Source organism: Leptolyngbya sp. FACHB-1624 (assembly GCF_047649235.1).
GTDB lineage: Bacteria > Cyanobacteriota > Cyanobacteriia > Leptolyngbyales > Leptolyngbyaceae > Leptolyngbya > Leptolyngbya boryana.
Genome location: NZ_CP180258.1, coordinates 1,819,594 through 1,840,096 on the forward strand (window position 1 = coordinate 1,819,594; position 20,503 = coordinate 1,840,096).

The following is a 20,503-nucleotide window of genomic DNA, read 5'->3' on the forward strand; positions in this document are numbered from 1 at the left end:
GTCTAAGCCATTACTAAAGTGTTTTCAGCAGTCTCATAATGAGCATTCTCAAATTCATCACGCTTTCGAGCATTTTGACTGTCTCTCTTCCCGCGATCGCACAACCTAAACAAGTTCTTGATTCGGGATGTCGTCAAGGTACTTGCTGGGAATCATCTTTACTGAGCAGAACATTAGTCCATCAAAATCAGCTGGGTGGAGCAGCAAATCAGCTCTACAGAATTGAAGTTGAAACTCAATTTACAGGTAACGACTCTAAGGCTGAACGAACCTCACGATGGGTTTATTGCTCAACCAGCCAACCTTTTGTAGCATTCACCTCTTCACCGAATGACGAGCTAATTTACCTTCACTACCTGAATCCTGGTGGCGATGTATTCGGCTATAACTCTGGATCTAACAGAATATATTGGGCAGTCTGTCATGATATCTGGAATGCTAAAGTTTTTAGCCCACAAGAAGGGCTTGCACGAAAAGCTCAGCAACTAGGATATTCACGTTCATTGCAAAGTGATCAAAGAGAAATTCCTAAACAGCTATTCCAGCCCTAACCCTGCACAACGATCTGCTTCGCTTCTCCATTACGAAACACAATTTCCTTATACCGCAGTCCCAAATTAATCGTGAAATGCACGATCTGTTGTGTTTCCTAAATCCCCCAAATTTTGGAGACTTTGAAACTGGGAATTTTGAGACTTCTCAGTCCCTCAGCATGGAGAATTTAGGAGCGTTCTCAAATTTCACAACTCAAATCGGATTGCTCTATGTGTAGATTGAAAGAACAGCAAATTGCTAGCAGAATAAAGTGTTATTCGACAACAATCACACGAATTTAAACAAAAAATTGCCTGACTCTTAAAAGCCCCCAGAGTCAGGCAGTCTACCTGTAAGGCACGCCTTTAACCGGATACACCAAACAAACTTAGTTGCCCCCTAGTTGCTTAGCTTTTCCGAGTGCGTTCCTCAGATTTGAATCTATTCTCAGTGACAAGCAGGTCGAATCCCCTCGCAAAAAGTACCGATTTTTATCTCAGACTAAAGTCGAATATCCAGACGGTTCCGTAAATTTTCCCTGCACACTTCACCTAAAATCAATTCAACCAAAGTCTAAGTCGGCGAAGTCCAGATAGACCGGATAAAATTGAAAATATTTCGATTTTTGTGTCCACTATGCTAGTCCCTCTAAGTCGCAAAAAGTTTGAAGACCTGATTCCATTAGTCGGAACTGGCGCACAGTACAAATATTATTGGGGAAAGCTTTCTGACGTTCTGAGACGGGTTCTGATCTCGATTTCTGCGGTAGCAGGAGCCTTGCTGATTCGCGCCTTCTTTGCAACCGGGGAATTGCAGGATGTAGTGCAGGCAGTCACGTTTTTTCTGATTATCCTGGCGCTGGTTTATTGGTTGTGGAGTCCTGCTATTCAGGCGGCAGTTCGGAATGCAGGTTATCGCCGATATAAATATGCAGGGTTCTTGCGCGGCGAAGTTCTGGATGTGTTCGTGACCGATGAACTCGTCGGGACAGAAGAAAGCGTGAATAACCGAGGAGAATTAGTTGTCACTGAGAATCGGGAACGGCGAATCAATGTCGTCGTAGGAGATGAAACAGGGTTTGAGACTCGGATTCAGGTCCCCCTAAAACGAGAACATCAGGCAATCCGAATTGGAGATACGGCTGAAATGTTGGCACTTTCGGATCGTCCTGATTTAGGGCGGATTGCTAAAGTGAGTGATATTTTCGTGAGCCGAGTCGGAGTTTGGGTGAGCGATTATCCTTATCTACGACGGGACGAATTTGAGGCGGTCAGTCGGCAAATTAATACGATCGAGCCTGAAGATGATTACCGTGAACCGCCGCGATCGAAACGGAATGAGCGGCGTTGGGACGAAGAATATGACGAGCCTCGTCCTAGAAAACGCATTCCTAAATCCAAGCGGCGATCGTCCGATTGGGATTAAACTGCATTATCCCCCCCGTAAGCTTGCCATGCCAGATCTACTAGACTGTTGACGATCGCGGCTGCAACCACTGCATTGCCTTTTCTTCCTTGGGTACAAATGTTTGGAACTAAGGCATTACTCAATCTGGCTTTCGCGGCTTCAATATCGAGAAACCCAGAAGGCGTGGCAATCACAAGGGTAGGTTTGATTTCTTCTTTCTGAATTAACGCAGCCAGTGTAATCAGAGCCGTCTGAGATTGCCCAACGACAAAAATACCTTCTGGGTAACGTCTAGCAAGCGTTTCGATCCCCCAAGCAGCGCGGGTTTTCTCTTTTTGGGGACGGGTGATCGCTTCCATACTGCAGTAGATGGGATTAGCGAACGTATTTTGGATATTCGTATTAATGCCAACTTGCACCATTGGCACATCAACAATAATGGTCGTGCGCGCAGCAAGGGCAGCCGCACCAGACTGCAAGGCAAGATCAGAGAAGTGAATCAGGGATTTGTAGTCGAAATCAGCCGTTGCATAGATAACCCGTCGGACAATTTCGTATTCAGCAGGAGAAAGCATGTGATCGCCAACTTCTCGATCGATCAGGGCTAAACTCTGCGCGTCTGTGGGATGCCACTCCATAAGTATGTCGCTTTTAATACATTAACTTTCGAGCTTTTTCAGTGTACTCGGATTTCGATAATTTGCATGGCAGAATCATCTATAGCGAAATTCCCCAAACTTATGATTTTTGATGCGCATCACTACTGGATCAGAAATGCTCATGTGCCCGCTTCCCTGGTGGTGAATGGGAATAAATGGGCAACCCGTAAGCCACCCACAGATCATTTGCTGCATGTTGATCTAGAAATTGTTGAAGGTGTGATCAGCGCGATTCTAGCAGCAGGAACTTATCAGAATTATGTCTATCCGTCGATCGATTTACAGGGGGGAATGATCTGGGCGTGTTTTGCAGATTTACATACGCATTTAGATAAAGGTCACATCTGGAATCGCACTCCAAATCCGGATGGAACATTTGAAAGTGCGCTGAATACAGTTAGAGTAGATGCTCAGAAAAATTGGAATCCAGATGATATTTATCGTCGAATGGAGTTTGGTCTGAAATGTAGTTATGCTCATGGAACAAAAGCGATTCGGACGCATTTAGATTCAGCCGGAAAGCTCGGTGAGATGAGCTTTGAGATATTTCGAGCATTGAGAGATCAATGGGCGGATCGAATTATTTTACAGGCGGTTTGTCTTGTCTCTTTGGATTATTTTCTAACACCTGAAGGAGAGAAATTAGCTGATCTAGTTGCAGAGTCAGATGGAATTTTAGGTGGCGTTTCATTTATTAATCCTGACATTGATCAACAGATCAATCGCGTTTTTTCAATGGCGAAAGATCGCAAACTCAATCTAGATTTTCATACAGATGAAAATAATGATCCCGACTCGAATACTTTGCGACGAATTGCTGAAACCGCGATTCGACATCGATACCGCAATAAAACAGTCTGTGGACATTGTTGTAGTCTGGCAGTCCAAGATGCAGCAGAAGCAGAAACCACGATCGCTTTAGTCAAAAAAGCTGGAATCGGTGTCGTGAGCCTGCCCATGTGCAATCTATACTTGCAAGACCGCACCCCTAATCGAACTCCCCGCTGGCGCGGTGTGACGCTTCTGCACGAATTGAAACAAGCAAAGGTTCCAGTGGCGATCGCATCAGACAATTGCCGGGATCCCTTCCATGCCTATGGCGATCATGATGCATTAGAAGTGTTCAGCCAATCGGTAAAGATTGCTCAACTCGATCGTCCCTTTGGGGATTGGGCAAATGCCATTACCTCTACCCCGGCGGATTTAATGGGATTGCCGAATGTCGGGCGGATTGGGGTTGGACTCCCCGCAGATTTGGTGCTATTCAAAGCTCGAAATTATGGAGAACTGTTATCGCGATCGCAGCACGATCGCATTGTTTTGCGGAATGGAAAAGCGATCGACACCACCTTGCCTAGCTATGCAGAATTAGACGATTTGGCTAAACCGTAAGAAGCCGCAACCAAAGCAAGACTAAATTCTCTAACTCGCGAGTCAACAGCAGAATCCGTCAGATTAGAACTCTTGCCTATCTCTTTTAAATCGGGATGATAGGATTTGAACCTACGACCCCCTCGTCCCGAACGAGGTGCGCTACCAAGCTGCGCTACATCCCGCGATGCGTTTCTTACTATAAAGCAAAACTTTGTTAAAGTCGAGCCAATTCCTTAAAAAATTTCCCGATCTAACCGCAGAAATGCCGAAAATTAATTAAATGATCTACACTCAAATAGGGTAAAATTTGACCCCGACTATCTTTTGGAGGAAAGCACCGCTTGTCTAAACAAGACTTGATTGAAATGGAAGGGACTGTCGTCGATTCACTACCGAACGCAATGTTTCGCGTAGACCTCGACAATGGATTCAACGTACTCGCACATATTTCGGGCAAAATCCGCCGCAACTACATCAAAATTCTTCCCGGCGATCGCGTCAAAGTCGAACTCACTCCGTACGACCTGACCAAAGGCAGAATTACCTATCGACTCAAAAATAAAGGGCGTTAGGATTGCGCTATAAAGATCACTTTGACAATTGTTATAAGAAATTGTTAGGATATTGTGTTTGTAATGTTGCCGAGACTTGGGCATGAAAGTACGTGCGTCAGTGAAACGAATTTGCGAAAAATGCCGCGTCATTCGTCGGAAAGGGCGCGTCATGGTGATCTGTGAAAACCCGAAGCACAAACAACGCCAGGGTTAACAAGATGCTCGTGTACGAGTCTGCCGCAGTTAGACAGTTTCTAGCTCGCTGGCAGACTTTTCGACTGTTTATCAATAACGTTCAGGAGAACTCAACGTGGCGCGGATTGCGGGCGTAGACCTCCCTCGTGACAAGCGAGTGGAAATCGGTCTTCGATATATTTACGGAATTGGACCCACCCGGTCTAAAGAGATCATCGCGAAAACAGGAGTCAATCCTGACACTCGCGTCAAAGATCTCAGCGAAGCAGATGTCGCAGCACTGCGGGAAGCAGTGGAAGGCGGCTATCAGATTGAAGGGGATTTGCGGCGATTTGAATCGATGTCAATCAAACGATTGATGGATATCGGTTGCTATCGGGGTCGGAGACATCGGATGGGCTTGCCCGTTCGCGGTCAACGCACTCGAACCAATGCACGCACCCGTCGAGGCGGTCGTCGAACTGTCGCTGGGAAGAAAAAAGCTCCCGGTAAGAAATAGCGTGATTTGCCTCCAGGTAAATTACTTGTGGGCAATGGCTTGTAGGAACGTAGCAGCTTAACTGATTGAGAATTTGACATGGCAAGACAACCGCAGCGGAAAACGGGTCCGCGCAAGGCGAAAAAGAATATTCCGAACGGAGTCGCTCACATTCAATCGACCTTCAACAACACGATCGTGACGATCTCCGATACTCAAGGTGAAGTTATCTCCTGGGCATCGGCTGGATCGAGTGGTTTCAAAGGTGCAAAGAAGGGAACTCCCTTTGCGGCACAAACCGCTGCCGAAGCAGCCGCTCGTCGTGCGATCGACCAAGGAATGCGTCAGCTTGAAGTGATGGTCAGTGGACCGGGTGCTGGACGGGAAACCGCGATCCGTGCACTTCAAGGAACAGGGCTAGAAATTACCCTGATCCGGGATGTCACTCCCATTCCTCACAACGGTTGCCGTCCGCCGAAACGCCGTCGCGTTTAATAAAACGACGATCGCGCAGATTGCTGCTTATAATGGGCAGCACAAAACGGTATGGATGTCATCAGCAAGGAAGAAGGAGGGCTACTCCGTGGCACAGTTTCAGGTTGAATGTATTGATACGAGTACTGAGGAAGACCAAAGTCAGTACAGCAAGTTCGTATTAGAACCGCTAGAGCGAGGACAAGGAACCACCGTTGGCAACGCATTGCGGCGGGTGTTACTGTCGAACTTAGAAGGCGCTGCCGTGACTGCTGTGAGAATTGCAGGCGTGACCCATGAATTCGCAACGATTCCAGGCGTTCGAGAAGACGTTTTGGACATCTTGCTGAACATGAAAAAGCTCGTCTTTAGAACTTACTCGTCTCAGCCTCAGATTGGTCGGCTCTTAGTTCAAGGTCAGTCCACCGTGACGGCTGAAAACTTTGACCTGCCTTCAGAAGTTGAGCTGGTTGACCCGACTCAGTACATTGCAACCCTATCTCCTAACGCAACGTTAGAGATGGAATTCAAAATTGAGAAAGGCAAAGGCTATCGCGGCGCTGGCAAATTCACCGATGATACTGCACTCGACTTTTTACAGATTGACTCTGTATTCATGCCGGTGCGTAAGGTGCAATACAGCGTTGAAGATGCTCGCCAAGGTGGAACGGCTGAAAAAGACCGTTTGATCATGGAAATCTGGACAAATGGCAGTTTGACTCCGCAAGAAGCGCTGAGCCAAGCCGCAAATATCCTCGTTGATCTGTTTAATCCGCTGAAAGACATCACATTCGAGCCTTCGGATGATGATGGCATGAGCGATGAGCGGATCGAAAATCAAATCCCGATCGAAGAATTGCAGCTATCAGTTCGGGCATACAACTGTCTGAAACGCGCGCAAATCAACTCGGTCGCGGACTTGCTCGACTACAGCCAAGAAGACCTGCTCGAAATCAAAAATTTTGGAGCCAAGTCTGCCGAGGAAGTCGTCGAAGCCTTACAACAACGGTTGGGGATCACCCTGCCGCAAGAAAAATCTAAATCCTAAGAGTAGCTATGCGTCACGGTTGTAAAGTCCCCTTGTTGGGAAAACCTGCGGATCAGCGTAAAGCACTCCTCCGAGCGCTGACCACTGAACTCATCCGCAACGGTCGAATCAAAACGACCAAGATTCGCGCTCAAGCAGTGCGATCGGAAGCTGAAAAGATGATCACTTTGGCAAAAGACGGTTCGCTTGCAGCACGTCGTCAGGCAATGGGATACATCTACGACAAGCAGCTTGTTCATGCTTTGTTCGAGAATGCTCCTGAGCGTTATGCCGATCGCCAAGGCGGATATACCCGCATCTTGAGAACGGTACGTCGTCGCGGTGACAACGCTGAAATGGCAATTATCGAATTGACCTAAGATGGCACCTGCTCAGCCGTCCTTGCAGCGAATTGCCCTCCTGATTCAGTACTTGGGCACTCGATTTTATGGGTGGCAGCGGCAGCCGAATCATCGTAGCGTTCAAGAAGAGATCGAAACTGCGATCGCGTCTGTAGTCGGATATCCGGTGGTGATTCATGCCGCAGGGCGAACGGATACAGGCGTTCATGCAGCGGCTCAGGTGGCACATTTCGATGTGATGACGCTGATCCCAGCACACCGATGGGCAGATGTGATCAATGCTCGGCTTCCCGATGATGTTCTGATTCGGGCTTCGGCTCAGGTTCCAGCCGACTGGCACGCCCGGTTTTCAGCTTCTTGGAGACGCTACCGATACACGATCTACACCGAGGCACGTCCGAATTTATTTGCGCGATCGTTGTCTTGGCACTACTACCACGCTCCGCTGGATGAGTCCAAAATGCAGCAGGCTTTAGATCCCATGATTGGTCGCCATCATATGGCAGCCTTTCAGAGAGCGAACTCTAGCCGTCCCCATGCCTGGGTAGACCTTCAATTTGCGGAATGTATTCGACAAGATTCATTTCTCTATATTGAAGTGCAGGCAAGCGGATTTCTGTATGGGATGATGCGACTGCTCGTCGGATTATTGGTAGAAGTGGGACGCGGTGATCGTTCGGTTGAGAGCTTCACTCAGTTGTGGCAAAACGAGCGACGTCATGAAGTGCGGTATGCGGCTCCCCCGCAAGGGCTGTGCCTCTTAAGAGTGGGCTATCCCGACATGCCATTTCCCCCAGAACTCTGGTTTGATGCACAGCCGAAACTGAATTTATCTCGGATGACGCTCGAACCTTCTTTGTAAACAAACTCACGGTCATGGAAAACAAAACCTACCTTCCTGCTATCGCTGAGATTCAACGCGACTGGTACGTTGTGGATGCAGCGGGTCAACGCTTGGGTCGATTAGCGACTGAAATCGCGATGGTACTTCGCGGCAAAAATAAACCGACTTACACGCCTCACTTAGACACAGGCGATTTTGTTATCGTGATCAACGCTGACAAAATTGACGTGACTGGTAAGAAACGCAGCCAAAAGCTGTATCGTCGTCACTCCGGTCGTCCGGGTGGAATGAAGACCGAATCTTTTGAAAAGCTGCAAGCTCGTTTGCCAGAGCGCATCATTGAGCAAGCGGTGAAAGGAATGCTACCGAAGAATTCCTTGGGTCGCCAACTGTTCACCAAAATGAAAGTGTATGCAGGTGCAGAGCATCCCCATGCTGCACAGCAACCCAAAGTTTTAGACATCAAAACGATTCCGGGAGAAAAGTAATCCATGCAAGCAACTGAAGGAAGAGTGATGTATCAAGGAACGGGTCGTCGCAAATCTGCGATCGCTCGTGTCCGTCTCGTTCCCGGCGAAGGCAACATCGTCGTCAACGGCAAGCCTGGAGATCTCTATCTCCAATTCAACCAAGAGTACATCTCGGGTGCAAAAGCTCCCCTGGAAACCTTGGGTTTGGAAGCGGAATACGATATTCTCGTCAACGCTCATGGCGGTGGTTTGACTGGACAAGCAGATGCGATCCGCATGGGTGTTGCCCGGGCACTGTGCCAACTCGACCCTGAAAACCGGAAGCCGTTGAAAGTCGAAGGCTATTTGACTCGCGATCCGAGAGCGAAAGAGCGGAGAAAGTACGGCTTGCGCAAAGCTCGGAAAGCTCCTCAATACTCGAAACGCTAATTGTTACACTGTATTTGAAGCGGATTTGGAGATAAGGCAATGGCAAAACCAGGTATTCATCCAGCGTGGTATCCCGAAGCAAAGGTTTACTGCAATGGTGAAGTTGTGGCGGTCGTGGGTTCGACCAAGCCTGAACTACACGTGGATGTGTGGTCTGGCAATCACCCGTTCTTCACGGGAACTCAGAAGATCATTGACACTGAGGGTCGTGTGGAGCGCTTCTTGCGGAAGTATGGCATGAGCGACGAACAGAAGTAGCGAGATTTAGGTTGATTGATGTGACGATCGCGTTTTGAGTTGCCGCGATTGTCTTTTCGCCTAAATTTTTTCTACTTTTTTCCGAGGCTACTATGGCTGAAGCATATTTGATTGACAAATTAAATTCCGTTGAGCAGACCTTTAACGAATTGACGCGGAAACTTGCTGACCCGGATATCGCCCGAGATCCGGGCGAGTTTCAGCGGGTCGCAAGATCGCGATCGGCGTTAGAGGAAACGGTCAACACCTATGAGCTTTGGCGCAAGACTGAGCAAGATTTAGCAGGTGCACGTCAGATCGTCAAAGAATCAGGCGGCGATATTGAGCTGCAACAAATGGCGGCGATGGAGGCGGAAGAACTCCAAGAAAAGCTGCAAGAGTTAGAAAATCGATTGAAAATTTTGCTGCTTCCCAGTGATCCGAATGATGACAAGAACATCATGTTGGAAATTCGGGCGGGCACAGGTGGAGATGAAGCCAGCATTTGGGCTGGGGATTTGGTGAGAATGTACTCGCGGTATGCGGAGCGTCAAGGCTGGCGCATCAAAATGGCGAGTGAATCCCTGGCTGAAGGTTTGGGTGGATTCAAAGAAGCCATTATGGAAATTCAAGGCGATCGCGTCTATAGCAAATTGAAGTTTGAGGCAGGTGTTCACCGGGTGCAGCGCGTTCCGGTCACTGAAGCTTCTGGACGAGTTCATACTTCAACTGCAACCGTCGCAATTATGCCGGAAGTGGATGATGTGGAAATTCACATCGACCCGAAAGACATTGAAATGAAGACGGCACGATCCGGTGGTGCGGGTGGTCAGAACGTCAACAAAGTTGAAACTGCGGTCGATTTGATTCACAAGCCGACGGGAATTCGGGTGTTTTGTACCGAGGAGCGATCGCAGCTTCAGAACCGGGAACGCGCGATGCAAATTCTGCGGGCTAAGCTGTATGAGATCAAGTTGCGAGAGCAGCAAGATGCGATCACTTCGATGCGGCGATCGCAGGTTGGGACAGGAGAGCGATCGGAAAAGATTCGCACGTACAACTACAAAGACAATCGCGTAACTGACCATCGATTAGGACAGAACTTTGCATTGAATCCTGTGCTAGAGGGTGATCTAGAAGATGTTATCGAAACTTGCATCTCTCAAGATCAACAAGAGCGCCTAGAGCAGTTAGCTGCTGAGAGTGGAAATGAAGCTGCTGTCAGATAGATTTGAGCATCGATTTTGACTACTGTTATGTATAGAAGATGAATCAGCGAACTTCCGAAGTCATGGCTTCTATTAGAGGCTTTTCCTCCATTCGAGAAGCCATGTCTGTCATAGATACCGTTTGAATTGGCTAAATTGGTATCATTTTTCACCATATAGTGCCTGAAATGTCTCTGTCTGTCGGATGTTTCGGAAGAGGGGCCAACTTCTTAAATCATCTTCAGTCAGTGCGCCTGTATCTAGCAGGATAGGTAATAGCTCAAAACACTGCTTTTCATCATCAAGTAAGACTAATTTAGCTAGTCTGAATATCATGCCCTTAGCAGAAAAATCTGCCGCTTCAATCTCTTTACGAGCCTTGTCAAAGTTGTCTTGCCACTTGAGAGATTGCCAGTAATTAATCTGTCCTGTTAAACGACTAGATTCTGAAAGTCTCTTATCATTTATGAGAAAGAAGCTTATGCTCTCCGCAATACTCCATCTTTCACTACATAAATTTTTGTAAGCAACATCGATTAAAGCTTGACCACGCTCTTCATCTGTAGGGCGTAAGCTTTTCCAAAGCTCAAAACATAATAACGATAGGAATTTTTCAAATCGATTTATCGCTTGATCCAAGTATTCTTGAGAAATGCCCACTTCTTTTCCAATCTGAGCTTCTGGATGTAAATCTCTTGTAACTTTGTTCAAGTAAATTTTGTTCACCATTCCACCATTATGAACAAAAAGGTTTCTGCGCTGGCAAATTTCAATTAAGTAAATTTCCTCTTTCAATAGATAGCCGTCCATAGACAGTTTTAAGTGTTCTTTGAAGAACGTAATCCAATCACTAAAGCTTCCCCTTAAAACTTCTTCAATTCTCAAGTCAATTAAATAATTTCTTGCCTCATCAACTGTTCCTATCGCTTGCAACTCATTGAGAGTTAGACTGCGGTTGCGAATGCCAGCAGCATCTGGATGTAGATTAAAGTATTCATGCAGCAGTTGAGATAAAAACCACTCAACAGCGCTAACTAAAGAAATCAGCGCGTTTTGGTACAGTAAAGTTTTTTGGTAGGTTCTTTTCCTGAATCTATCCATACCAGAGTAAAATGCCTTCTCTCCTGCTCCATGAATCTGAACTTTGACAGATTTTCCATGCTCTTCATCTTTTACATTCAGATCGATTTCTCCATCGAACCTAGAACGCAGCCTTTCTATCGTTTCTGTTGAAAGTGAGTTTTCTCCAAACAATTCTGGACTGATCGCATTCATGGCAATCATGAAAGGGATAAAAGCAGTGGGATCTTCTTCAATTTCCTTCAGAGTAGCCTTCTCAAGAATCGGACTCACGAGGTCTACAAAATCTCTAAGGGTATCCAGGTTGTCTGAAAATTTACGTATAAGACCTGATAGCATATATACCTTAATACGCCAGATTTTCAGTAATTGTACATCAATAATATAGAATTACTATTCAGATTTAGGTAGTGCTTTATAGGGAAGGACGTAGAAAAGAGAGGAAGCGATAATAGAAAAGGAGATTGACTTGAGCTGACTCTTGATGATCAAACCCTTACTAACCTGTCCGAACTGCGGTTCACACGACATCAATAAAAACGGAACGACTCGGCACGGTAACCAGAACCATAAATGTCGGGACTGTGGACGGCAGTTTGTGGAAAATCCCAAGTGGAGACGAATTAGCGATGACACGAAATCAACTATTGAGCGAATGCTGCGAGAGAAGATCCCACTGGTTGGGATTGCTCGAAGCTCGCGAGTGAGTGAAAGCTGGCTCCAGCAGTTTGTTAATGCTTACTATGCAACCGTTTCTCGCCAGGTGCAAGTGCAACCCAAGCCGCAAAAGCGATTGACCGTGCAAATGGATGAACTGTGGTCATTTGTCGAGGACAAAGACCATGAATTCTGGATCTGGTTGGCGTTGGATGCCGAAACCCGTGAAATCGTTGGATGCTATATCGGTGACCGTTCTGGAGAATCCGCGAAAGCTTTATGGGACTCGTTGCCTCCGGTCTATCGTCAGTGCGCTGTGTGCTATACCGATTTTTGGACATCTTACCCCGTTGCCCTGCCAAGCAACCGACATCATGCCGTGGAAAAAGCAAGTGGATTGACGAGCTATATTGAGCGCTTCAACAACACTTTAAGACAACGAGTGTCTCGGTTAGTGCGGAAAACTTTATCGTTCTCGAAGGATGTCAACAATCATATTGCTGCCATCTGGAACTTCATCCACTACTACAATGAGCAATGCCGACACATGTTTGCATGAAATCAGCCTATTTTCTACAGCATTTCCTAAAAGGCACTACCCAGATTTATTTAAATCTGGATTTCTGTTAAATGCTTTCGCACTTAACAGTAGCTCCCCGAAAAACAAGATGGCGATACTGGTCAAAGCGCAATCCAACCTCATAAGGAATTGCCAGACTTACCACTCCGCCAACCGGAATTCGGATTGGACGGTCAGCGATTTGAGCCTGTATCTGCATTAGCCAGGGAATCGGAATCAAAGTACAGTCCGAACCTGTGTCGAGAATCGCTTGACCAACGATTGAAGGTTGCTCGAATCTTCCAGGCTTGATGAGTTCTAGAGGAACGATCGGAATTGCGGGAATCTCTGACCCAATGCGAGTGTAGCGGTAAGTTCCCATAATCTAAGACAGGCGGAGTGGCGATCGCACAATAAATTCAGGCTCAACCTTCACGACTTTTCGGATAACGAGCGGACGAGGTTCACTCTCTGCATATAGGCTAGAAATTCAGCAGAGGGATAAACTTGGGATAACTGAGGTTTTGCAAGGAACATCGCTGAAATTGTCGAGAATTTGACTCCAAAATAGCGCGCTCACACAATGAGAAATAGAAACAGTGCTGTACGATCGCATTAATTTCTGAGGTAACTATGGTTTCCGTAACGATAGCAACCGACTTTACATTTGATGATTTCATCGAGTGGTATCCGGAAAACTCAACCACTCGATATGAGTTGCATGATGGTGAGATTGTTGAGATACCAAATCCAACGGGCAAGCATTCAAAAGTGGCAGGTTTTCTCTCTGGCAATCTTTTTTTAGAGATTATGCGGTTACAGTTGCCACATTTTATTCCAACAGAATGCGTCGTTCGTTCCGCTGATGAGCGATCGGGTTATAAACCTGATGTGATTGTTTTAGATGAGAATGCGATCGCAGATGATCCTCGATGGGATAAAGAATCTGTCATTACACAGGGAAGCTCTGTTCGTCTGATCGTTGAAGTTGTCAGCACAAACTGGGCTGATGATTATGCCAGGAAACTGGAAGAATATGAGAGCCTTGGAATTGCTGAGTACTGGATTGTAGATTATCTGGGCTTAGGCGGAAAACGCTTTATCGGATCTCCGAAAATGCCAACGGTTTCGGTTTATCAATTGATTGATGGCGAGTATCAAGTCAAACAGTTTCGGGGAAGTGAGAGAATCGAGTCACCCACTTTTTCAGAATTAACTCTCACAGTTGAACAGCTTGTTCAGGCTGGAGCTTAGTATTTGACTGTATCAGGAAGTGAGTTTGAATTTTGACGATCGCGATCGCCTCGTTGAAATCGAAATTCTAAGCATCATCAATCGCATTGCTTTGACAGATTTCAACAAGATTCAGGGTAATGTATCGGCATAAAATGTTTTTTCAGGATGCCCAGGAGAGACAGCATGAATCAGAAATTAGTCGAATCACTGGCACAGATCATCCTCTCTCTGTCTGCTGAAGAGAGACAACTTCTAGAGGAATCCATTCAATCTCCAATTGCAAAAGAAGTAAAAGAAATTGGTGAACGATTGAAGAGGTTTGAGGAAACCTATCAGATGTCTTCAGAGCGGTTCTATCAAAAGTTTCAGGCTGGTGAACTTGGGGACTCGATCGACTTTTTTGAGTGGAATACTTACTACGAAATGTATCGCTCAGCGCAATTGCAAGCTTCTTAAAGATGGACTTACATCAGTACATTGCGAGTATTAAAGCAAAGCTGAATGCAAGTTCAATCATTTCGTCGATCGAAATTGTGGATGAGCGCGTGTTATTCGATCGAGGTTACTTTCGTGCAAGATTAACGCTGAGTAACGAAGATTTTCTGGAGATTGCAGAATCCTTCACGGCTCAGAGTGATCAAGTCACAACGTTAGACTATCGCTATCAGTGGATGGATAGCACAAAACAAACTCTTAGAAAGCGTTGGGATAGTGTCAAACATTTTCCAGATTTGCCTAATTTTCCGCATCATGTTCACATTGGTTCGGAATCTAACGTTGAGCCAGGACAATCTCGTAGCATCCTAGAATTGATTGAGCATGTAGAGAATGAGTTCAGCCGAGATGAGTAGATTTCATCGGGAAGAATCTATCTGATACTAAAAGTTATACGTAATCCGATTGTTTACTTCAGCGACTTTACCTTGTAGAAACAGATCATTGATCACTGAATCAAGCTCTTGTTGATTAACTTTATGAGGACGCATGATTGATTGAACGTGTTGAGACAGAGCATTGCGGCTTCGAGGACGACACTTATCTTCAATTTTTGAGAGCTTTGCAATGACTTGCATCATTATTTTTTCCTGCCGAGAAGAACCGTTATTCTGCTGAGATAGGGCTTTGACACATTCAATTCTTCGACAGGAAATTTTGCGATTGCAGAGATATCGAATTAGCGGATCGTAACCTTTGTCTTTAGAAAGTACTGTAAACGAAAGCTTAGGATTCACTTGGCTTAATTGCCCCAGATAAAAAGCGATATGAAAATCTAGAGAATTGTTGCCCTTGCCTTCGATTTTGATCCACTCGATCGCATTACCAAATGGCTGCGCTGCTTGAACAAGTTCTAGGGGCAGTTTGCTTTGAGACTGTCCGACAAAAATTTTGATCTGAAGCTCCTGTTCCTGAATGATGGATAGATCAAGGGTCTGGACGTTCTCATAATCAACTAGCAAAACTGATGTGCCCATTGTCTCAATGCTTAAAATAGTTAAAAAATAAGCTTTGTCTTATTTCTCCCCTGAATTCGTCAAAATTATCAGAGCGAATCGCGATCGCATATCACGCTCAAGTTGCAAGCCGTTTGGATTTGTGCGATCGACAATTTCGCGATCGACGTTAGAATCTATTCCATTGCCATTTTTAGATCAGAACATCTGATCTGCCGTAGAATCAAAACTATGGAAATTCTCTCGGTTAGCCTCAAAAACTTCAAGTTTCACAGCGATCGCTCGTTCTCGTTTCAACCGGGAACGAATGCAATTTGTGGCGAAAATGGTGCGGGCAAAACCAGCATTCTCGAAGCGATCGCTTGGGTGCTATTCGACTATTCGGGTGCGTATACCAAAGATGATTTGATCCGCAATGGCTCGAATAGTGCCCAAGTTGCAGTCAATTTTGTTTCCAGTCGGGATCAGCGAACTTATACTGTCACGCGCTGTACTCGATCGAGCTATACGATTTACGATCCAGAACTAGATGAACGGCTGGATTACACCAAGAAAGAAGACGTTTTACCTTGGTTAAGAGAACATCTAGGAGTGCCAGCTGGAACAAATTTAGGGCAATTGTTTCGCAATACGATCGGGGTTCCGCAAGGGACATTTACAATCGACTTTCTTGGCACTGCTGAGGAGCGCAAAAAAGTCTTTGATCCGATTCTCAAAGTCGAAGAATACAAGAAAGTATTCAAAGAGTTAGGCGACTTAGAGAAGTTCGCAAAAGCACAGTCTGAAAGCTTAGAGCGCGATATTCAGCAGTATGACGAATCCTTGCAAGAATGGGATGAACTTACCGCGACTCAACAGGGACTGACGCAAACCATTTTGCAGATTCAGACGGATTTGAACCACTGGCAGCAGCGCCATGAAGAGTTAAAAGATGAGCAAGCTAAATGGAGCGAAATTGAATCGCAAGTTCAGCAAGTTACTTTACAGCTCGAAACGGTTTCGGGGCAGATTCGAGCCGAGCAGTTGAATGTCGATCGCTTAAAAACAGAACTAGACCGTGCTGAGAAATCTGTGGCTCTCTGCACAGAGCGGCGGGATAGCTATCAAGCTTACACACAAGCTGATCAAGCATTACAAGAATTTGATCGAAGTCGATCGCAGCAAGAAAAGCTACTCAAAGAACGGCAAAAGCTAGCTGAGTCTTTGGGAGCCTATCAGACGAAGCTTGCTGTTCTAGCGCAGAAGGGAGAGCGGCGATCTCAGATTGAAACTGAACTCAAACAACTCGAACCTTTAATTGAGCAACAATCTCAGCTTGAGCAAGAGCAAAGCCAACTCAATGAAAAGCTGCAATCCTGTCAAAGCTGGAAGCAAACCATTCAACGCGATGAGAAACGACTCGCACAACTTCAGCAGCGCCAAAAGCAGTTAGGAGAAGAGATTGAGCGACTAGAAGGCTTAGGTGCGATCGTCAAACAAATTCCTCAACTTGAAGAACAACAAAGCCGCTATCAGCAACAACTGAGCCGGATCGAAGCTGCGACTCAATTTGATTCTGATCTGCGTCAAATTCTGGCGCAGGCTCAACATCGCGAAGGAATTCAAGCGAATCATATTCAGACAGCAACTTTAACCTTACAAGAGCTACAGCAGGCAGCCCCATCCTGGCAGCCTCGAATTGAAAGTGTTCTCGCTACGATCGCAAATAGCTCAAAACTCAACAATCATTTAATGCGTGACCTGCAAGGCATTTTAGATGATCTATCTGAGCAACTACTTGCCGATCGCTTAAAGCAACGCTTAGGTGAAGTTCAAACTCAACTCAAAACAATTCGAGAACAGGAATCACAATATCGTAAGCTTGAGGCAAAGTTTGACGAAGAAGAAAAGCTCGATAGTGAAATTGCAGAACTGCGATCGCTGATCACCGAACATCAATCTCAATTAGCAGCAGAGCCAGAACTCAGAGAACAGCTTGCTCATCTCGCGGGACAGCTTCAAACATTAGAAAATCCTCGCGGACGAAGCAGTATTTTACAAAAGGAACTCAAAACGCTGACTCAGCTTGATTCCGAACTGCTTCAAGCTCAGGCTGATTTGAAGCGAGTAGAAGACGAAATTAGTACGATCGACGATTCTCTACAAGCCTTTGAGAACCTAGCTGATCAAATTCGAGAACAGCAGCTTCGACGCGATCAGTACAAAGAAGACTATCAAATCTATCTCGAACATCAGCAATCGGCAAATAGCTTCAAAGGGCGTAAAGTACAGCACGAAGACGCGATCGCGCAACTCAAACAGCTAGAAGAAAAGCAAGCAGAATTCACAAATCAGAAAGCTCAACTGGCTGAAACTTATGATCCTGAGCAAGTTAAAGCAATCAAAACCGGATATGAAGAAGCAAACAATCAACGGATTTCGCTGAGTACTCGATTACCAATAGAATCTCAGCGTTTAGAAGAATGTGAAACCCGACTTTCTAAACTCAAAACCATTCAGCAAAAACGTACAGAAACTCAGGCTCAACTCAAACAAAAGCAAAAAACCGAACGCTTCATCAAAGCCGCTCGAAAATTCTACAAAGAAGCGGCTCCACGGATTACAGAGCGCTATGTTCAAAGCATTTCCCATGAAGCCGATCGCTTATTCCGTGAATTGCTCAATCGTCCCAATGTCGCTCTCGAATGGACACGCGACTACGAAATTATGGTTCAAGAAGGCGCACATTCTCGGAGATTTATCAATCTCTCAGGGGGTGAGCAGATGTGTGCTGCTTTAGCAGTTCGTTTAGCTCTACTCAAAGTACTAGCAGACATCGATATCGCATTCTTCGATGAGCCGACAACTAATATGGATCGCCCAAGGAGAGAGAGCCTAGCAGAAGCGATCGCGAATATCAAATCCTTCCGACAGCTTTTTGTGATTAGCCACGACGATACATTCGAGAAAGTCACCGAAAATGTCATCCTCGTTGAGCGCGAAGCCTAACCAGAATTCTACTTCAATCACTGGTGTAATAGTGGCGAGTTCCTTTTGCATCGATCGCTTCTCCCAATCGTCGCAAAGCATGAACATAAGCGGCAGTACGGATTGAAATCGAAAGCTCTTTGGCAATTTCCCAAATCTGCTGCGCCTCTGCTACCATTTTTTGCTGAAGTGACTGATTCACCTCACCTAATGTCCAGTACAGTCCATTCCGGTTCTGCACCCACTCAAAGTAGCTCACCGTCACACCCCCCGCATTGACCAGAATATCAGGGAATACATAAATCCCTTTCTGCTCCAAAATAGCATCCGCAGCAGAGTTAATCGGACCATTTGCTAGCTCAAAAATGAGCTTTGCTTTGATATTGTGTGCATTCACCTCTGTAATCTGATTTTCTAAGGCAGCAGGTAATAGAATATCGACCTCTAGCTCTAGTAATTCTTCATTCGTAATACGCTCGTGTTCTGCAATGTTGCACACACTGCCCTGACAGTAAACCGCTTGAATTTCACGGGTCGAATTCTTATGTTGGCGAATGCTCGGAATATCAAGTCCGTCTTTCGAGTAAATTGCTCCCTTAGAATCACTCACCGCGACGACCTTACAGCCTGCACGGTACGCTAATTCAGCGATCGTTGCTCCCGCATTGCCAAATCCTTGCACTGCTACCGTTGTTTCGGTTGGGCGCATATCGAACTTCGGTAACATTGCCTCGATCGTAAACCAGGCTCCCAATGCAGTTGCCGCATCTCGTCCCAAACTCCCCCCCATCGTGATCGGTTTTCCAGTCACCACTCCAGGCACATTCTGCCGCCGAATGATGCTGTACTGATCCATCATCCAGCCCATCACCATGGCATTCGTGTAGACATCAGGAGCCAGAATATCCACATCAGGTCCAATAAAATCTGCGATCGCATCAATATATCCGCGGCTCAATCGCTCTAATTCCAACCGCGACATCTCTTTGGGATTCACAGCAATCCCGCCCTTTGCTCCTCCGAATGGCAAATTTAACACCGCACACTTAAACGTCATCCAAAATGCTAAAGACTGTACTTCATCGAGCGTTACATTCGGATGGTATCGCACCCCACCTTTTCCGGCTCCACGTGAGTCGTCATACCGAACTCGATGCCCCTGAAACACTCGCAATGAGCCATTGTCCATTCGCACAGGAATCGACACAGAAAGAGAAGCTTTCGGATATTTCAAAGACTCGATCGCGTCTTCTGACAATGTTGTATGCTTCAAAGCTTGCTGTAATCGTTGTGAAGCGTCAGCAAATAGGGAGGACATAACCAACTCCGCAGACTATAATTTTTAGCCTACCAAGTCATGAGAACCTAAAGAGATTAAGAATTAATTGCGATCGTAAAATTCCGAAATTCTTCGTGTCATCGCATCTGAACAATCCTTTGTCAATGAGAGTTCAAGATTGTTAGACTGTGCGAGAAATTTCCAGGAGATAAAGACTCATGAAAGTTCAAGGTGCGATCGCGCTGGTCACTGGAGCAAATGGTGGAATTGGACGGCATTTTGTCGAGACATTGAGAACCGCTGATGCGGCAAAAATTTATGTTTGCGCTCGCAGCATTGCAAAATTAGAGTCACTGGTCGCGCTCGATCCCGATCGCATTGTTCCAATCGAACTGGAAGTGACGAACCCCGAATCTGTACAGGCGGCTGCCGCACAATGTTCTGATGTCACTCTATTGATCAACAATGCTGGCACTTCTTTAAATCAAGGCATCATTGCCGCTGATAATCTAGACAGCGCGCGTGCAGAACTCGAAGTAAACTACTTCGGACTGTGCCATATGTGTCGAGCCTTTGCTCCCGTTTTGAAAGCAAATGGCGGAGGGACGATCGTGAATGTTCTTTCTTTACTTGCAAAAGTCAATCTTCCCTTCAGTGGCTCATACAGTGCTTCAAAAGCCGCAGCACTCTCAGCAACTCACTGTATTCGGGCAGAGCTAGGCAGTCAAGGAACTTTAGTGGTAGCAGTAATGCCAGGAACAGTCGATACAGATTTAGCAAAAGACTGGCCCGATCCGACAGTTTCTCCCGCAGAGGTTGCCCAGGCTGCGATTCGAGCAGTTGAAGAACAACTCGAAGATGTTTATCCAGGTGAGCAAGCGACTCAAGTTTCAGGGCAACTTTTACAAGACCCAAAAGGGGTCGAAAAGTATCTTGCCACTTTCTTACCCGGCATGGAACTAGCTGGAACCCAAGCTTAGCTCGATCGCAGCAGAAGTCAGAGTCTTCAAAAAACTCTGACT

25 protein-coding genes and 1 tRNA gene are annotated in these 20,503 nt (G+C 46.0%); 20 read left to right on the forward strand and 6 right to left on the reverse strand.

Annotation, left to right across the window (positions count from 1 at the left end):
* The first annotated feature begins 38 nt into the window (after nt 1-38).
* Together ACMUEV_RS08395 and ACMUEV_RS08400 are read left to right on the forward strand one after the other, a co-directional pair.
* The gene (locus ACMUEV_RS08395) at nt 39-551 is read left to right on the forward strand and encodes a hypothetical protein (protein ID WP_190647589.1); all 513 of its coding nucleotides are present in this window, start codon (nt 39-41) and stop codon (nt 549-551) included.
* A gap of 619 nt (nt 552-1,170) precedes the next feature.
* Nucleotides 1,171-1,959 (forward strand): hypothetical protein, encoded by a 789-nt coding sequence (locus tag ACMUEV_RS08400; protein ID WP_017289532.1) that lies wholly within the window; start codon nt 1,171-1,173, stop codon nt 1,957-1,959.
* On the opposite strand, the gene ACMUEV_RS08405 is transcribed toward ACMUEV_RS08400, so the two are convergent.
* On the reverse strand, nt 1,956-2,579 hold the full coding sequence (locus ACMUEV_RS08405; RefSeq protein WP_017289531.1) for a precorrin-8X methylmutase: 624 nt from the start codon (nt 2,577-2,579) through the stop codon (nt 1,956-1,958). The two genes, ACMUEV_RS08400 and ACMUEV_RS08405, sit on opposite strands and share 4 nt — an antisense overlap.
* A gap of 102 nt (nt 2,580-2,681) precedes the next feature.
* Here ACMUEV_RS08405 and ACMUEV_RS08410 point away from each other — a divergent pair, with 102 nt between their 5' ends.
* Entirely contained in the window at nt 2,682-3,992 is a 1,311-nt protein-coding gene (locus tag ACMUEV_RS08410) for a cytosine deaminase (RefSeq protein ID WP_190647591.1), read from the forward strand.
* A 90-nt stretch (nt 3,993-4,082) separates the two neighbouring features.
* On the opposite strand, the gene ACMUEV_RS08415 is transcribed toward ACMUEV_RS08410, so the two are convergent.
* Nucleotides 4,083-4,156, reverse strand: a tRNA-Pro gene (locus tag ACMUEV_RS08415).
* 159 nt (nt 4,157-4,315) lie between these two features.
* Here ACMUEV_RS08415 and infA point away from each other — a divergent pair.
* The 11 genes from infA (at nt 4,316) to prfA (ending at nt 10,273) form a co-directional block, all read left to right on the forward strand.
* On the forward strand, nt 4,316-4,546 hold the full coding sequence (gene infA / locus ACMUEV_RS08420; RefSeq protein ID WP_026148794.1) for a translation initiation factor IF-1: 231 nt from the start codon (nt 4,316-4,318) through the stop codon (nt 4,544-4,546).
* 82 nt (nt 4,547-4,628) lie between these two features.
* The gene (gene rpmJ / locus ACMUEV_RS08425; protein ID WP_071596180.1) at nt 4,629-4,742 is read left to right on the forward strand and encodes a 50S ribosomal protein L36; all 114 of its coding nucleotides are present in this window, start codon (nt 4,629-4,631) and stop codon (nt 4,740-4,742) included.
* Nucleotides 4,743-4,838: 96 nt separating this feature from the next.
* Nucleotides 4,839-5,222 carry a 30S ribosomal protein S13 gene (rpsM, locus tag ACMUEV_RS08430; RefSeq protein WP_017289528.1) on the forward strand — a complete coding sequence of 128 codons (384 nt, stop codon included), beginning with the start codon at nt 4,839-4,841 and terminating at the stop codon, nt 5,220-5,222.
* Between the two features lie 78 nt (nt 5,223-5,300).
* Nucleotides 5,301-5,696 (forward strand): 30S ribosomal protein S11, encoded by a 396-nt coding sequence (rpsK, locus tag ACMUEV_RS08435; protein WP_190647593.1) that lies wholly within the window; start codon nt 5,301-5,303, stop codon nt 5,694-5,696.
* Nucleotides 5,697-5,784: 88 nt separating this feature from the next.
* The gene (locus tag ACMUEV_RS08440) at nt 5,785-6,723 is read left to right on the forward strand and encodes a DNA-directed RNA polymerase subunit alpha (RefSeq protein ID WP_017289526.1); all 939 of its coding nucleotides are present in this window, start codon (nt 5,785-5,787) and stop codon (nt 6,721-6,723) included.
* An 8-nt stretch (nt 6,724-6,731) separates the two neighbouring features.
* Complete coding sequence (rplQ, locus tag ACMUEV_RS08445) at nt 6,732-7,082, forward strand: 50S ribosomal protein L17 (RefSeq protein WP_017289525.1); 351 nt, start codon at nt 6,732-6,734, stop codon at nt 7,080-7,082.
* 1 nt (nt 7,083) lies between these two features.
* Nucleotides 7,084-7,926 (forward strand): tRNA pseudouridine(38-40) synthase TruA, encoded by an 843-nt coding sequence (gene truA, locus ACMUEV_RS08450; protein WP_190647595.1) that lies wholly within the window; start codon nt 7,084-7,086, stop codon nt 7,924-7,926.
* A gap of 14 nt (nt 7,927-7,940) precedes the next feature.
* A complete protein-coding gene (gene rplM, locus ACMUEV_RS08455; protein WP_017289523.1) occupies nt 7,941-8,396 on the forward strand; it encodes a 50S ribosomal protein L13 in 456 nt (151 codons plus the stop codon).
* 3 nt (nt 8,397-8,399) lie between these two features.
* Nucleotides 8,400-8,807, forward strand: coding sequence for a 30S ribosomal protein S9 (gene rpsI / locus ACMUEV_RS08460; RefSeq protein ID WP_017289522.1), 408 nt, complete (start codon nt 8,400-8,402; stop codon nt 8,805-8,807).
* A gap of 39 nt (nt 8,808-8,846) precedes the next feature.
* Entirely contained in the window at nt 8,847-9,065 is a 219-nt protein-coding gene (gene rpmE / locus ACMUEV_RS08465; protein ID WP_190647597.1) for a 50S ribosomal protein L31, read from the forward strand.
* 92 nt (nt 9,066-9,157) lie between these two features.
* Nucleotides 9,158-10,273: a peptide chain release factor 1 gene (prfA, locus tag ACMUEV_RS08470; protein WP_190647599.1), complete on the forward strand. Its 1,116-nt coding sequence runs from the start codon at nt 9,158-9,160 to the stop codon at nt 10,271-10,273.
* 141 nt (nt 10,274-10,414) lie between these two features.
* On the opposite strand, the gene ACMUEV_RS08475 is transcribed toward prfA, so the two are convergent.
* Nucleotides 10,415-11,605, reverse strand: coding sequence for a hypothetical protein (locus ACMUEV_RS08475; protein WP_190647601.1), 1,191 nt, complete (start codon nt 11,603-11,605; stop codon nt 10,415-10,417).
* A gap of 211 nt (nt 11,606-11,816) precedes the next feature.
* On the opposite strand from ACMUEV_RS08475, the gene ACMUEV_RS08480 reads away from it, so the two are divergent.
* Nucleotides 11,817-12,548: an IS1 family transposase gene (locus tag ACMUEV_RS08480; RefSeq protein WP_190647603.1), complete on the forward strand. Its 732-nt coding sequence runs from the start codon at nt 11,817-11,819 to the stop codon at nt 12,546-12,548.
* 67 nt (nt 12,549-12,615) lie between these two features.
* Here the strand turns inward: ACMUEV_RS08480 and ACMUEV_RS08485 are convergent, their stop codons facing one another.
* Complete coding sequence (locus tag ACMUEV_RS08485) at nt 12,616-12,930, reverse strand: hypothetical protein (protein WP_190647605.1); 315 nt, start codon at nt 12,928-12,930, stop codon at nt 12,616-12,618.
* 251 nt (nt 12,931-13,181) lie between these two features.
* On the opposite strand from ACMUEV_RS08485, the gene ACMUEV_RS08490 reads away from it, so the two are divergent.
* From ACMUEV_RS08490 to ACMUEV_RS08500, 3 genes are all read left to right on the forward strand, one after another.
* Entirely contained in the window at nt 13,182-13,802 is a 621-nt protein-coding gene (locus tag ACMUEV_RS08490) for a Uma2 family endonuclease (protein ID WP_190647607.1), read from the forward strand.
* Nucleotides 13,803-13,967: 165 nt separating this feature from the next.
* Nucleotides 13,968-14,240: a hypothetical protein gene (locus ACMUEV_RS08495; RefSeq protein WP_017289516.1), complete on the forward strand. Its 273-nt coding sequence runs from the start codon at nt 13,968-13,970 to the stop codon at nt 14,238-14,240.
* Between the two features lie 2 nt (nt 14,241-14,242).
* Nucleotides 14,243-14,635: a toxin-antitoxin system TumE family protein gene (locus ACMUEV_RS08500; protein WP_190647609.1), complete on the forward strand. Its 393-nt coding sequence runs from the start codon at nt 14,243-14,245 to the stop codon at nt 14,633-14,635.
* A gap of 27 nt (nt 14,636-14,662) precedes the next feature.
* On the opposite strand, the gene ACMUEV_RS08505 is transcribed toward ACMUEV_RS08500, so the two are convergent.
* On the reverse strand, nt 14,663-15,256 hold the full coding sequence (locus ACMUEV_RS08505) for a PIN domain-containing protein (RefSeq protein WP_190647611.1): 594 nt from the start codon (nt 15,254-15,256) through the stop codon (nt 14,663-14,665).
* A gap of 210 nt (nt 15,257-15,466) precedes the next feature.
* On the opposite strand from ACMUEV_RS08505, the gene ACMUEV_RS08510 reads away from it, so the two are divergent.
* Nucleotides 15,467-18,223 carry an AAA family ATPase gene (locus tag ACMUEV_RS08510; RefSeq protein WP_190647613.1) on the forward strand — a complete coding sequence of 919 codons (2,757 nt, stop codon included), beginning with the start codon at nt 15,467-15,469 and terminating at the stop codon, nt 18,221-18,223.
* Nucleotides 18,224-18,236: 13 nt separating this feature from the next.
* Here the strand turns inward: ACMUEV_RS08510 and ACMUEV_RS08515 are convergent, their stop codons facing one another.
* A complete protein-coding gene (locus ACMUEV_RS08515) occupies nt 18,237-19,520 on the reverse strand; it encodes a Glu/Leu/Phe/Val family dehydrogenase (protein WP_017289512.1) in 1,284 nt (427 codons plus the stop codon).
* Between the two features lie 179 nt (nt 19,521-19,699).
* Here ACMUEV_RS08515 and ACMUEV_RS08520 point away from each other — a divergent pair, with 179 nt between their 5' ends.
* Nucleotides 19,700-20,461 carry an SDR family oxidoreductase gene (locus tag ACMUEV_RS08520; RefSeq protein ID WP_190647615.1) on the forward strand — a complete coding sequence of 254 codons (762 nt, stop codon included), beginning with the start codon at nt 19,700-19,702 and terminating at the stop codon, nt 20,459-20,461.
* Nucleotides 20,462-20,503 lie beyond the last annotated feature (42 nt).